Origin of the sequence: Streptomyces sp. NPDC003300 (assembly GCF_040610915.1) — a bacterium.
Classification (GTDB): Bacteria; Actinomycetota; Actinomycetes; order Streptomycetales; family Streptomycetaceae; genus Actinacidiphila.
This window is the reverse complement of the sequence record NZ_JBEXNE010000015.1, coordinates 12,970-25,252: the sequence shown is the minus strand read 5'-3', so window position 1 is coordinate 25,252 and position 12,283 is coordinate 12,970. Positions and strand designations below refer to the sequence as shown.

12 protein-coding genes are annotated in these 12,283 nt (G+C 72.2%); 11 read left to right on the top strand and 1 reads right to left on the bottom strand.

Features of this window, described 5'->3' with window-relative positions:
* Nucleotides 1-17: 17 nt before the first annotated feature.
* From ABZX65_RS21925 to ABZX65_RS21905, 5 genes are all read left to right on the top strand, one after another.
* Nucleotides 18-1,127: an NAD-dependent epimerase/dehydratase family protein gene (locus ABZX65_RS21925; RefSeq protein ID WP_355342439.1), complete on the top strand. Its 1,110-nt coding sequence runs from the start codon at nt 18-20 to the stop codon at nt 1,125-1,127.
* Nucleotides 1,124-2,023, top strand: a complete 900-nt coding sequence (locus ABZX65_RS21920) for a sugar phosphate isomerase/epimerase (RefSeq protein WP_355342436.1) — start codon at nt 1,124-1,126, stop codon at nt 2,021-2,023. Before ABZX65_RS21925 ends, ABZX65_RS21920 begins: the two co-directional genes overlap by 4 nt.
* A gap of 84 nt (nt 2,024-2,107) precedes the next feature.
* On the top strand, nt 2,108-3,463 hold the full coding sequence (locus tag ABZX65_RS21915; RefSeq protein WP_355342433.1) for an FAD-dependent oxidoreductase: 1,356 nt from the start codon (nt 2,108-2,110) through the stop codon (nt 3,461-3,463).
* Nucleotides 3,464-3,647: 184 nt separating this feature from the next.
* A complete protein-coding gene (gene fdxA / locus ABZX65_RS21910) occupies nt 3,648-3,998 on the top strand; it encodes a ferredoxin (RefSeq protein ID WP_355342430.1) in 351 nt (116 codons plus the stop codon).
* Between the two features lie 29 nt (nt 3,999-4,027).
* Complete coding sequence (locus ABZX65_RS21905; protein ID WP_355342427.1) at nt 4,028-5,437, top strand: cytochrome P450; 1,410 nt, start codon at nt 4,028-4,030, stop codon at nt 5,435-5,437.
* A gap of 69 nt (nt 5,438-5,506) precedes the next feature.
* On the opposite strand, the gene ABZX65_RS21900 is transcribed toward ABZX65_RS21905, so the two are convergent.
* On the bottom strand, nt 5,507-6,430 hold the full coding sequence (locus ABZX65_RS21900; protein WP_355342424.1) for an SDR family NAD(P)-dependent oxidoreductase: 924 nt from the start codon (nt 6,428-6,430) through the stop codon (nt 5,507-5,509).
* 229 nt (nt 6,431-6,659) lie between these two features.
* Here ABZX65_RS21900 and ABZX65_RS21895 point away from each other — a divergent pair, with 229 nt between their 5' ends.
* The 6 genes from ABZX65_RS21895 to ABZX65_RS21870 all read left to right on the top strand — a co-directional run bounded on the left by ABZX65_RS21895 (nt 6,660) and on the right by ABZX65_RS21870 (nt 12,258).
* Nucleotides 6,660-8,294, top strand: a complete 1,635-nt coding sequence (locus ABZX65_RS21895; protein WP_355342421.1) for an AMP-binding protein — start codon at nt 6,660-6,662, stop codon at nt 8,292-8,294.
* Nucleotides 8,295-8,297: 3 nt separating this feature from the next.
* On the top strand, nt 8,298-9,467 hold the full coding sequence (locus ABZX65_RS21890; RefSeq protein ID WP_355342418.1) for an acetyl-CoA acetyltransferase: 1,170 nt from the start codon (nt 8,298-8,300) through the stop codon (nt 9,465-9,467).
* Complete coding sequence (locus tag ABZX65_RS21885) at nt 9,464-9,943, top strand: Zn-ribbon domain-containing OB-fold protein (RefSeq protein ID WP_355342415.1); 480 nt, start codon at nt 9,464-9,466, stop codon at nt 9,941-9,943. Before ABZX65_RS21890 ends, ABZX65_RS21885 begins: the two co-directional genes overlap by 4 nt.
* A gap of 160 nt (nt 9,944-10,103) precedes the next feature.
* Nucleotides 10,104-11,306, top strand: coding sequence for an ABC transporter substrate-binding protein (locus ABZX65_RS21880; RefSeq protein ID WP_355342412.1), 1,203 nt, complete (start codon nt 10,104-10,106; stop codon nt 11,304-11,306).
* Entirely contained in the window at nt 11,303-11,827 is a 525-nt protein-coding gene (locus tag ABZX65_RS21875) for a nuclear transport factor 2 family protein (RefSeq protein ID WP_355342409.1), read from the top strand. Before ABZX65_RS21880 ends, ABZX65_RS21875 begins: the two co-directional genes overlap by 4 nt.
* Nucleotides 11,806-12,258: a MaoC family dehydratase gene (locus tag ABZX65_RS21870; protein WP_355342406.1), complete on the top strand. Its 453-nt coding sequence runs from the start codon at nt 11,806-11,808 to the stop codon at nt 12,256-12,258. Before ABZX65_RS21875 ends, ABZX65_RS21870 begins: the two co-directional genes overlap by 22 nt.
* Nucleotides 12,259-12,283: the final 25 nt, after the last annotated feature.

The window sequence follows — 12,283 nt, the reverse complement described above, 5'->3', positions numbered from 1 at the left end:
ATCGTCAAGGAGACGAGATGAGTGCTGGACGAGTGCTGGTGGCCGGGGCCAGCGGGCTCATAGGGGCCGCGGCGATCACCGCCTTCGCCGCCGAGGGGTGGGACGTGGTCGCCTTCTCACGACGCCCGCCCGAGGCGGACGGATCCGTACGGTGCCGGCACGTGCCGGTGGACCTCACGGACGGGTCCGCGACCCGCGCGGCCGTCGCCGCGCTGGCACCCCGGCCGACCCACCTGGTCTACGCGGCGGCGTACGAAAAACCGGACCTGGTCGCCGGGTGGTCCGACCCGCGGCAGATGGCGACCAACGAGGCGATGCTCGGCAGTGTCCTCGGGCCGCTGGCCGAGGAGGGCGCGCTGCGGCACGCCACCGTCATGCAGGGGACGAAGGCGTACGGCGCCCACCTGCACCCGATCCCGGTCCCGGCGCGGGAGCGGGCGCCGCGCGACGACCACGAGAACTTCTACTGGCGCCAGGAGGACCTGCTCAGGGAGCTGGCCGACCGCCACGCGTTCGACTGGACCATTCTGCGGCCGGTCCAGGTCGTGGGACCGGCGTACGGCGTCTCCTACTGCACACCGCCGGTGATCGGCGCCTTCGCCGCGCTCAGTGCCGCGACGGGCATCCCGTTCGGCTTCCCCGGCGGCACGGTCCACCCGGTCCGCCAGGTGGTGGACGCGCGGCTGGTCGCGGGCGCCCTGGTGTGGGCGGCGACCTCGCCCGCGGCTCGGGGCGAGCACTTCAACCTGACGAACGGCGAGGTGTTCTCCTGGCAGGAGCTCTGGCCGTCCCTGGCCGACGCGATGGGCGTGCCGTGCGCGCCGCCCCGTCCGATGAGTCTGACCGAGGAGCTGCCCCGGCTGGCCGGGGTCTGGCAGGACATCGTGACCAAGCACCGGCTGCGCCCGCTCTCCCTGCTCGACGTCCTCGGCCGGTCGCATCAGTACGCCGACTACACCTTCGGTTACGGCCTGACGACGATGCCGCCGCCCGCGCTCGTCAGCACGGTCAAGGTGAAACAGGCCGGCTACACCCGCGTCCACGACACCGAGGCGACCTTCCGCGACGCGCTGCGGACGCTGGTCGAGCGCCGCGTGCTGCCCGACCTGACGGGAGCCGCCGGGTGAACGCGCCGCCCGCGGCGCGCGAGCCCCGGCTGGTCCTGGCCTGGGGCACCGTGCGCGACGCGTCGTTCCCCGACCGTGTCGCCGCGGCCCGCCGGGCCGGGTACGAGGGGATCGGGCTCGCGATCCCGTACTACCGGGACCTGCTCGCGCGGGGGTGGAAGGACCGCGACCTCGCCGCGGTGCTCGCCGAGTGGGACGTGCGGATCAACGAGGTCGAGGTGCTGTTCGGCTTCCACGGCGCGCCGGGCCGACCGGCGGGTGTCGCCGGCCGTCCTGGTCTGGTCTACGCCGACCCGGAGCTGGAGAGGACCGCCTTCCATCTGGCCGACACCTTCGGGGTGCCCTTCGTGCAGACCGTCGGCACCTTCGACGCCCGGCCGGTCGCGGACGCCCGGCCGGTCGGGCCCGAAGTGGTCGACGCCTTCGGGGAGTTGTGCGACCGGGCGGCGGCGCACGGGCTGAGGGTGGCGCTGGAATTCGTGCCCTACAGCAGCATCCCCGACCTGGCGTCCGGGCTGGCCGTCGTGGCCGGGGCGGACCGTGGCAACGGCGGTCTGTGCGTGGACAGTTGGCACTTCTTCCGCGGTGACCCGGACCTGGGGCTGCTGCGTACGGCGCCGCCGGAGCGCGTGTTCATGGTGCAGTTCAACGACGGCCCGGTGCCGCCGGTCGACCCCGACCGCATGGTGGACGCCGTCCACCACCGGGTCCTGCCCGGCGAGGGCGACTTCGACCTGCGCGCGTTCGTGGCGGCCCTCGACCGGCCGGGCGTCGAGGCGCCGTTCTCGGTCGAGGTCTACTGCGACGCGCTGCGGTCGCGGCCGACGTCCGAGGTGGCGCGGCGGGCGGCGGACGCCACGCGCGCGGTCGTCGCGTCCGCGCCGCGAACCCTCTGAAACGACCCGTGGTGTGACCGTTGACACGTATTGCTTCGCCTGGTTAAGTACACATGGCTAAGTAATGGTGGGGATGAGGAGCAGATGAACCCTTACCGTGTCGCCGTCGTCGGTTCGGGACCGGCGGGCGTCTACGCGACCGACGCTCTCGTGCGCGGCGCGCTCGATGTGTCGGTCGACGTCTACGACCGGCTGCCCACGCCGTACGGCCTGGTGCGGTACGGCGTCGCGCCCGACCACCCGAGGATCAAGTCCATCGTGGTCGCCCTGCGGAAGGTGCTCGAACGCGACGGGGTCCGCTTTCTCGGTGACGTCCACGTCGGCCGCGACGTGACGACGCGGGAACTCGCGGAGCTGTACGACGCGGTGGTGTTCGCGACCGGCGCCTCCGTCGGCCGCAGGCTCGCCGTACCGGGGGAGGAGCTGGCCGGGGTCTGCTCGGCCACCGACTTCGTCGCCTGGTACAGCGGCCATCCCGACCACGCCCGCGCGGGGGAGTCCTTCCCGCTGGAGGCGGAGTCGGTGGCCGTCGTCGGCGCGGGCAATGTGGCGCTCGACGTGGCGCGCCTGCTGGTGAAGTCGGCGGCGGACCTGGCGCGGACCGACATGCCGCCGCACGTCCTGGACCGGCTCGCGCGCAGCCGTGTCCGCGACGTCCACCTCGTCTGCCGCCGCGGGCCGGAGCACGCGAAGTTCACCGCGAAGGAACTGCGTGAACTGCTCGAACTCCACGATGTCGCGACCGAGTTGGACGCCGGGCTGCTGCCCGCCGGGTCGCAGGACCCGCTGACCGCGGCCAACCTCAAGGTCTTCGCCGACCTCGCCTCCCGTGAGGTGCCCGCCGTCCGGCGCACCCTGCGCTTCCACTTCTGGTCCCGCCCCGTGGAGCTGTTGGGCGACGGCGGCGCCGTCACCGCCGTGCGCCTGGAAAGGACGCGGGAGGCCGACGGCGCGGTCGTGGCGACCGGCGAGGTCACCGATCTCACGGCCGGCATGGTCGTCCGGTCGGTCGGCTACCACAGCGCACCGGTCGGCGCCCTGCCGTTCGACGAGGACCTGGGCCGCGTCCCGCACGACGCGGGCCGGGTGCTGGGCCCCGACGGCCGGGCGCTCGACGGTCACTACGTCGCCGGGTGGGCCAAACGCGGGCCGTCCGGGGTCGTCGGCACGAACCGGGCCTGCGCCGCCGACACGGTGGCCGGTGTCGTCGCGGACCTGGCGGCCCGGCCGCCCCGCGGCGCCGGGCCCGACGAGGTCGACCGGGTGCTCGCCGAGCGCGGCGTCAGGCCCGTCACGTACGACGGCTGGCTGTCGATCGACGCGGAGGAGGAGAGCCGCGGCCGGAACCTCGGCCGGGCGCGTACCAAGATCCCCGACTGGGAGACCCTGCGGCACGTCGCCGCCGCGGACGCCGACCGGCCGGACCGTGGCGCGGCCTGACGCGCGGGCGCCCACGACCGCCCGAACCCCGGGCGCACCGGAAGCGTTCACCACCGCCCGAACCCCGGGCGCACCGGAAGCGTTCACCACCGCCCGAACCCCGCCCCCACCGGGAGCCGTTCATCACCGCCCGAACCGGCGGGCGTTCACCACTGTCCCTCTCAACCAGGAAGTCGGCATTCCCATGGCCTACGTCATCCACGGCGCCTGCATCGACGTGCTCGACCGGAGCTGCGTCGAGGTCTGCCCGGTCGACTGCATCTACGAGGGCTCGCGCAAGGCGTACATCCACCCCGACGAGTGCGTGGACTGCGGTGCCTGCGAGCCGGTCTGTCCCGTCACGGCCATCAAGTACCGCGACGAAGTACCCGAGGGCCAGGCCGACTTCGTGGAGGACAACGCCCGCTTCTTCCTCGAACCCCTTCCGGGGCGCGACGAGCCGCTGGGCCACCCCGGCGGCTCGGCCGACCTCGGACCCACCGGTGTCGACACCGCTCTGGTGTCCCACCGCCCGGCGTCGTCGGGCGGCGCCTGACCCCATCCACCTCGGAGGCCCAACCCGCCATGGAGAGCCTGAAGGAAGCACGCGACCAAGACCCGTATCCCTTCTTCGCCGACCGACTCGCCCGCGGTCCCGTCCACTGGGACGAGGGCATGAACGCCTGGATCGTCGTCGGCTACGAGGAGTGCCGGTACATCCAGCTCAACGAGGATCTCTTCGCCCACCCGTACTTCGAACTCAAGGGCGCGGCGGACGTCTACGGGGGACCCAAGGGAGTGCTGCTCCTCCAGGGCGAGCAGCACCACCGCGTCCACAACTTCCTCCTCCAGCACTTCACGCCGACGACGGTCCGCAAGTACCGCACCGCCTTCATCGCGGAGCTGGTGAGCACCCGGCTCGACGCGATCGAGGGGCGCACCCATGTCGACCTCGCCGTCGAGTTCGCCTCGGTGGTGCCCAGCGACGTCATCGCCGCGCTGCTCGGACTCGACTGGCGTGACGAGGAGTTGATGGCCAAGTGCCGTCGCTGGAACTCCACGATGTTCCGCTGGACCGAGACCTTCGGCGAGGACGAGGAGGCGTACGCGGAGGCGGCCGCCGCGGCCTCCGCCCTCAACGAGGTGCTGCTCCCGGTCATCAGGGCGCGCCGGGACGAGCCGCGCGACGACCTGATCTCGGTGCTGTGGGAGCAGGGGCAGGGCGTGCTGGAACAGTGGGGCGAGGAGGAGATCCTGGCGCAGGCGCGGGTGCTGTTCTTCGCCGGTACCGACACCACCGCGCACTTCCTGAAGAACGCCATCCACACGCTGCTGAACCACCCCGAGTTGCAGGACCGCATCCGCGGGGACGAGCGCCAGATCGTGGCCTTCGGCGAGGAGGTGCTGCGCTACCTGGCGCCCGTGCAGTTCCGGGTGCGCGTGGCGACCCGTGACGTGGAGGTGGCGGGACGGCTGATCGCCAAGGGCGACCGGGTGCACCCGGTCAACGGGGCCGCGAACCGGGACCCCCGGCAGTTCCACCACCCCGAGACCGTCGACCTGGACCGCGGCAATCTCAAGACGCACGTCGCGTTCAACGTCGGCCCGCGCTACTGCGTCGGCGCGGCGCTCTCGCGCGGCGAGGAGGTCGAGGTGATCTCGCAGTTGCTCGACCGCTACGGGACGCTGCGCTGGGACCGCGACGCGGAACCGGCGCGCTACCGCGGCTACATGCCGCGCTCGTTCAGCCCGCTCAACGCCGTGGTGGCCCCGGCCAAAGAGGCCGCCCCGGCTCCGGCCACCGCCACCGTCAGCGCGGACGCGGACGCCTGCGTGGGCGCGGGGAACTGCGTCCTGGTGGCGCCCTCGGTCTTCGGCCTGGACGACGACGGGGCCGTGGCCGTGCTGCGGGAGCGGATCGGCGCCGCCGACCGCGCCGCGGCGGACGCGGCGGCGGCCGGGTGTCCGGCCGCCGCGATCATCGTGGAGGACTGACGACGCGGACAGCGAAAAGGTGGCCGGGCCCCGAGGGCCCGGCCACCGTCGTACGCGGCTGACGTACGGTCAGATCGCGGCCACGCGGCCCGATCGCGCGGACGCCTCGGCGAAGTCCACGACGGTCGTGTCCCGGACCGAGCCGAGACGGTCCCGCTGGGCGATGATGTCGTCCAGCCGCAGCGCCGTGCTCCCGGTGATCTCGTCCGCGGGCGTCCACTCCCGCATGCGGGACACCGTCGGGCCGTGGACGACGAAGACCTGGCCGGTGATCCCCCGCGAGTGCGCGCAGCCGAGGAAGGCCGTGAGCGCGGCGACGCTCTCGGGGTCCCACTCGTCGGCCGCGCCCTCTGCGGGCGCCATGCCCTCGACGACGCCCTCGGTCATGCCGGTCCGGGCGCGCGGGCAGATGGAGTTGGCGCGTACGCCGTAGCGTGCCAGCTCGCGCGCCGCGACCTGGGTGAGGGCGACGATGCCCGCCTTGGCGGCCGAGTAGTTGACCTGCCCGAAATTGCCGTAGAGCCCGGCCTCCGAGGACGTGGTCACCACGGCGGCGTCGACCGGCTCGCCGGACGCCTGGTGCAGCGCCTTCCAGTGGGCGGCGGCGAAGTGCAGGGGACCGGCGTGGCCCTTGAGGTGGACGGCCATCACCGCGTCCCACTCGGCCTCGGAGATGTTGACGATGGTGCGGTCCCGGATGATGCCCGCGTTGCAGACGAGGAAGTCGAGCTTTCCCCGGACGCCGGCCGCCTGGGCGATCAGCCGCTCCGCGCCGTCCCAGGTGGAGATGTCGTCCCCGTTGGCCTCGGCGCTGCCCCCGGCCGCGCGGATCTCCTCGACGGCCTCGTCGGCGGCCGGCCGGCCCTCCGGCGTACGGCCCACGTCGTTGACCACCACATGCGCGCCCGCCCGTGCGAGCGCCCGCGCCTCGGCGCGCCCGATGCCCTGGCCGGCCCCCGTGACGACGGCGACCTTCCCCTTCAGCTCGTCCATTTCTCGCCCTTCTCCTCCGTGCTCGTGCGGCTCGGTCCGCGAGATGTGCCCCCGGGTGATCAGCGTGAACAGCGTGATCAGGAGGCACTGAAACACATTTGCTTAGCCAGGTAAAGAGATTGACGCGATCCATTGCGCTCGGTTTAAGACGATGTTACACATGGCTAACCACTTCCCGTGAACGGCCTCCGCTTCGCCGTCCGCACAGTTCGCGACGAGAGGAAAGAGCATGGCCGCTGCTCCCGCGGCGACGACGAGGACCGACCGTGAGGCGTACTACCGCGAGCACGGATACTGGACCTCCGAGCGTCTCGGATGGTGGGTGTTCGACGTCGCCGAGCGCACCCCGGACCGCGAATTCCTGGTGATCGGCGACCTTCGGCTGACGTACGGCGAATTCGCCGCGTGGGCCGACGTGCTCGCCGCGCACTTGGTCGAGGCGGGAGTCGTACGCGGCGACCGCGTCATGATCCAGCTGCCGAATCTGGCGGAGGCGCTGCTGGGCCAGGTCGCCGCCTTCCGGATCGGCGCGGTCAACGTCCCGGTCGTGCCGATCTACCGCGAACACGAGATGGCGCACATCGTCAACGACTGCAAGCCGCGCGCGGTGATCTCGATCGCGGAGAACCGCGGCAGGCGCCCCGCCGAGGAGCTGGACGGCATCCTGGAGGGCGCCACCTGGGGGCCGGTCGCCCGCTTCTGCGTGGACCTGGAGGAGCCGCGGCCCGGCTGGCGCGCCTTCCCCGGCCGGGACGACCGGCGGCCCGCCGTCTCGCTCCCCGACCCGCTCGAACCCGACCGGTGCTGCCTGATGCTCTACACCTCGGGGACGACCTCCGCGCCCAAGGGCGTCGAGCTGACGGGCCAGGGATTCGTGTCCAACGCGCGCAGCATCCGGCACACCATGTCGCTGAGCGCCAAGGACGTCTTCTTCTGCGCCTCGCCCCTGTCCCACCTGGCCGGTTTCAACGCCGGGGTCGTCTGGCCCGCGTCCATGGGCGCCAAGATCGTCGTGATGCCGGTCTGGAACGGCGCGGAGGCGGCCCGGATCATCGAACGCGAACGGTGCACCTTCACCACCGCCGCCTCGGTGTTCCTCCACGACCTGGTCGCGGCCCACCGCGAGGGCATCGGCGCCGGCCACCCGATCTCGGTGTTCATGTCCGGCGGCGCGGCGACCGTACCCGACCTGATCCGGGAGGCGGGCGAGGTCGGGATCACCGCGCTGCGCGGCTACGGCATGACGGAGACCGGCGGGGGAGTCTCCTGGGTCGCCCCCACCGAACCGCTCGACATCAGGGCCGAGTACGACGGCGCCGTCGTCCCCGGCAGCGAGATCCAGGCTGTCGACGCCGAGCGCCGGCCGCTCCCGCCCGGCGCGGAGGGCGAACTGCGGATCAGGGGTCCGCAGGCCCTCATCGGCTACACCGACCCGGCCCTCACCCGCGAACAGCTCGACGAGGAGGGCTGGTTCTACACCGGCGACCTCGGCCGGGTCGACGCGCGCGGCCTGGTCCGCATCACCGGCCGTACCAAGGACATCATCAACCGCGCGGGCGAGAAGTTCTCCGCCCGCGACATCGAGGAACTCATCCAGCGGCACCCGGCCGTCGACATGGCGGCCGTGGTCGGACTGCCCGACCCGCGGCTCGGCGAGGTCGTCGGCGCCTTCGTCACCCTCGCCGCGGGCCAGAAGTGGCCGGGCGACGCCGAGATGACGGCGTACCTGGACCGGGCCAAGCTCGCCAAGCAGAAGATCCCCACCTCGTGGCAGGTGCTCCCCGAGCTGCCCAGAACCGCCTCGGGCAAGATCCAGAAACACGAACTGCGCCACACGAACTCCACGACGAACAGGAGGAGCTGAGCCGTGACCCGCCCCGACCGCACCCCGGTCATCGCCGCCGTCGGACTGTCCGACGGGCCCAAGGCGCCCCATCTCGACGCGCTCGGCCACCAGGCCCAGGCGATGCAACGCGCGCTGGCCGACTCCGGCCTGCGCAAGGACGACATCGACGGCTTCGGCTGCGCCGAGGCGTGGATCCCCGGCGTCCCCGGCGTCGACCTCCCCGAGACCGCGGAGTACCTGGGCCTCGACCCGCGGTGGATCGAGGGCACGTACACCGGAGGATCGGCCTACGAGTTCCAGATCCAGCACGCCGAGGCCGCGATCCGGTCCGGCATGGCGGACACCATCCTCCTCACCTACGGCAGCGACCTGCTGACCCGGATGGGACGGAGCCTCGGCACGGCGTACGGCCGCAGGCCCGTCGGCGGCGCGGCGTACGAGGAGCCGTACGGCAAGACGACGGTCGCCGCGTACGCGATGGCCGCGCGGCGCCACATGCACGAGTACGGCACCACGCCGGAACAGCTCGCCAGCGTCGCCGTCGCGGTCCGCGAACACGCGGCCCACAATCCGCAGGCCATATACCGCAAGCCGCTGACCGTGGACGACGTCCTCGACTCCCGGATGATCGCCGACCCGCTGCACCTGTTCGACTGCTGCGCGATCACCGACGGCGGCGGCGCCGTCATCGTCACCACCGAGGAGCGCGCCCGCGACCTCAGGCAGCCGTACGTCTCGATCCTGGGCACGGCCGCCCGCCAGAACCACTGGAACATCTCGCAGGCGCCGGACGTGACCACCACGGCGGGCGCCCGCTCCGGCCCCGACGCCTTCGCGCGCGCCGGACTGACCCCGGCCGACGTGGACATGGCCATGCTCTACGACAGCTTCACCATCACGGTCATCCTGCTGCTGGAGAGCCTGGGCTTCTGCGAGCCGGGCGAGGGCGGCCCCTTCGCCGAGGAGGGCAACCTCCGGCTCGGCGGGAAGCTGCCCGTCAACACCGACGGCGGCGGCCTGTCCGCCTGCCATCCGGGACTGCGCGGGATCTTCCTGCTGATCGAGGCGGTCAGACAACTGCGCGGCCAGGCCGGTGAGGTGCAGGTGCCGGACTGCGAGGTGGCGCTCGCGGCCGGCTCCGGCGGCTGGTTCTCCACGATCGGCGTCACCATCCTCGGGAAAGGCAGATGAGGCAGATGGCAACCGAGAACATCCGCGGCCCACAGGGGACCCTCGACGTCATCGACGTGGCCGACACCTGGGCGAAGCCGGTCCCCGAACTCGACCCGGTCAGCGCCACCTACTTCCGCGCCGCCCAGGAAGGCACGCTGCTGATCCAGCGCTGCCCGTCCTGCCACGCCACGCAGCACTACCCGCGGCTGATCTGCCGCGTCTGTGCGGCGACGCCCGAGTGGGAGGCGGCGAGCGGGCGGGGCACCGTCTACACCTACACCGTTGTCCGGCAGGCGGGCATGCCCGGATTCGACGAGGACGCGCCGTACGTGATCGCGCTGGTCGACCTCGACGAGGGGCCGCGCATGATGGGGAACATCACCGACTGCCCCGTGGACGAGGTCCGCGTCGGCCAGCGCGTCCAGGCGTATCAGTTGCGGATCGCCGACGGGATCGGCCTGCCCCAGTGGCGGCCCGAGGCCACCTCCGGCTGAGACCGCGCCACGCGACCGAGGCCGGGTCCGGCCGAGGCCGCCCCCGACCGAGAGCACCTCCGGCTGAGCCCGCTCGCGGCTGAGCCCGCCCACCCTCCCCGTGACGCGCGTACGCGCCGTCGCCGGCGATCCATCATTTCACTTCGTTAAGGAGCCTGTTGTGCACAGATCCCTCTTCGGCGTCGGCGTCCTGGCGCTCGCCGCCACGATGTCGCTCGCCGCCTGCGGCTCCAACGGCGGGGGCAGCACCTCCGGCGGTGGCGGCGGCAAGACCCTCGTCATCGGTTTCGCCGCCCCGCTCACCAGCGGCAACGCGGCAGTGGCCGAGCAGATGGTCAACACGGCCAAACTGGCCGTGAAGACGATCAACGCGGACGGCGGCGCGGGCGGCCGGAAGCTCTCCCTCAAGGTCTACGACGACAAGCTCACCGCCGACGAGTCGGCCAAGGTCGCCCAGCGGGCCATCACGGTCGACAAGGCCGGGGTCATGATGGGCGGCTACACCAGCATCGAGGGACTGGCGATCCGCAAGATCGTCGAGCCGCGCAAGATCGTCTTCATCAACTCCTCGACGATCTCACCCGCCCTGATGGACGGCGCGAAGTACACCTTCCGCACCACCGTCGACCAGAGCGACTACCCGGTCCAGATGATCGACCTGCTCAAGTCGCTCGGCTACAAGCACCCGGTGGTGACCGCGGACGACGGCCCGACCGGATCGACGCTGTGGAAGCCGATCGTCGACCAGGCGAAGCAGGCGGGCATGGACCCGGGCGACACCGTGCACTACACGCTGGGCGCGACCGACCTGACCTCGGCCGTGACCAAGCTGAAGGGCGAGCACCCGGACGCCGTCGTCCACATCGGCTCCGCGGCGGCCGACGCGGGACTCATGCTCAAGACGATGGCGGAGGCCGGGGTCAACGTGCCCGTCGTCGGCTTCGGCTCGCTCATCGCGCCGGACGCCCTGAAGATCGGCGGCGACGCGTACACCAAGCTCCCGGCGATCTACACGCTGGCCAACCAGCAGCCGTCCAAGCCGGAGTACCAGGACTTCGTCAAGGCGTACGCCACCGAGTACGGCGGCAGCGCGGACGCGCTCGCGCTGGGCCTGGCGGAGCAGGCGGGCGCCACCTGGGACGCCTTCACCGTCCTGAAGAAGGGGCTCGACGCCACCAACGGCGACACCGACGGGGACAAGCTCGCCAAGGCGATCGACGCGATCACGCCCTTCGCGGGCGCCGCGGGCAAGGACGGCTCGCTGATCAACTTCGGTGACGGGCGCGACGGATTCAGCAAGTCGCTCGTGGCCTTCCAGTTCGTCGGCGGCAAGCCCAAGGAACTGGCGAAGCAGCCCTCGTGACCCGGCGCGACCCGGTCGACGCGCCGGGCCCCACACCCCGGGGCCCGGCGCTCGACGCCCAGGACGTCCGGCGGATCACCGCCCTGCTCACCGCGTACTGCGACAGCGTGGACACCGGTGACTTCGCGCGCTTCGCCCGCCTCTTCCGCGACGGCACCTGGCTGGGAATGCCCGGCGCCGACGTCGAGGACTGGATGCGGGAGAACGTCCTCACCTACGACGGCGCCACGCACACCCGGCACCGCGTGCACGACATCAGCCTGGCACCCGGCCGTTCGCGGGACGAGGCGTACGGGACCTGCGGCATCGAGGTCACCCAGCGGTTCCCCGGTGAGCGGGCCCTGCTCGTCACCCGCAACACCTACGCCGACCGGTTCCGCCGCGTGGACGGCCGGTGGCGGTTCGACTCCCGGACGATCACGCGGCGGCAGCCCGGCGACGACTCCCGGCACCGGCGCCGGGGGAGCGGCCGGGACGACAACCAGAAGGGACGAGGCGCGTGCGGATCTTCGACGGCCTGACGGATCTGGCCGACTCCGAAGGCGAGGATCTGGGGGCCAGCGACTGGATCGCGGTCGACCAGAAGCGCATCGACGCCTTCGCCGACGTGACCGGGGACCACCAGTGGATCCACGTCGACCCGGACCGCGCGGCCTCCGGCCCCTTCGGGCGGACGGTCGCCCACGGCTACCTGACCCTGTCGCTGCTCGCCGAACTCACCACCCGGCTCTACCGCGTCGACAACGTCTCCTTCGCGGTCAACTACGGCCTGGACCGCGTCCGGTTCGTCACGCCCGTGCTCGAAGGCTCCCGCATCCGCGCCACGGCGCGGCTCGCGGAGGCCGCACGCCTGGACGCGGCCGTCCAGGTGAGGCTGGAGAGCACCATCGAGATCGAAGGGTCACGGCGCCCGGCCGCGGTCGTCACCTCACTCGCCCGCTACATCGCCTGAGCCGGGCAGCGTACGAGGCGCGGCG

Coding starts and splice junctions, on each gene's coding strand:
- ABZX65_RS21895 (WP_355342421.1), top strand. CDS start 6,660: ATGGCCGCTGCTCCCGCGGCGACGACGAGGACCGACCGTGAGGCGTAC.
- ABZX65_RS21925 (WP_355342439.1), top strand. CDS start 18: ATGAGTGCTGGACGAGTGCTGGTGGCCGGGGCCAGCGGGCTCATAGGG.
- ABZX65_RS21905 (WP_355342427.1), top strand. CDS start 4,028: ATGGAGAGCCTGAAGGAAGCACGCGACCAAGACCCGTATCCCTTCTTC.
- ABZX65_RS21900 (WP_355342424.1), bottom strand. CDS start 6,430: ATGGACGAGCTGAAGGGGAAGGTCGCCGTCGTCACGGGGGCCGGCCAG.
- ABZX65_RS21885 (WP_355342415.1), top strand. CDS start 9,464: ATGAGGCAGATGGCAACCGAGAACATCCGCGGCCCACAGGGGACCCTC.
- fdxA (WP_355342430.1), top strand. CDS start 3,648: ATGGCCTACGTCATCCACGGCGCCTGCATCGACGTGCTCGACCGGAGC.
- ABZX65_RS21915 (WP_355342433.1), top strand. CDS start 2,108: ATGAACCCTTACCGTGTCGCCGTCGTCGGTTCGGGACCGGCGGGCGTC.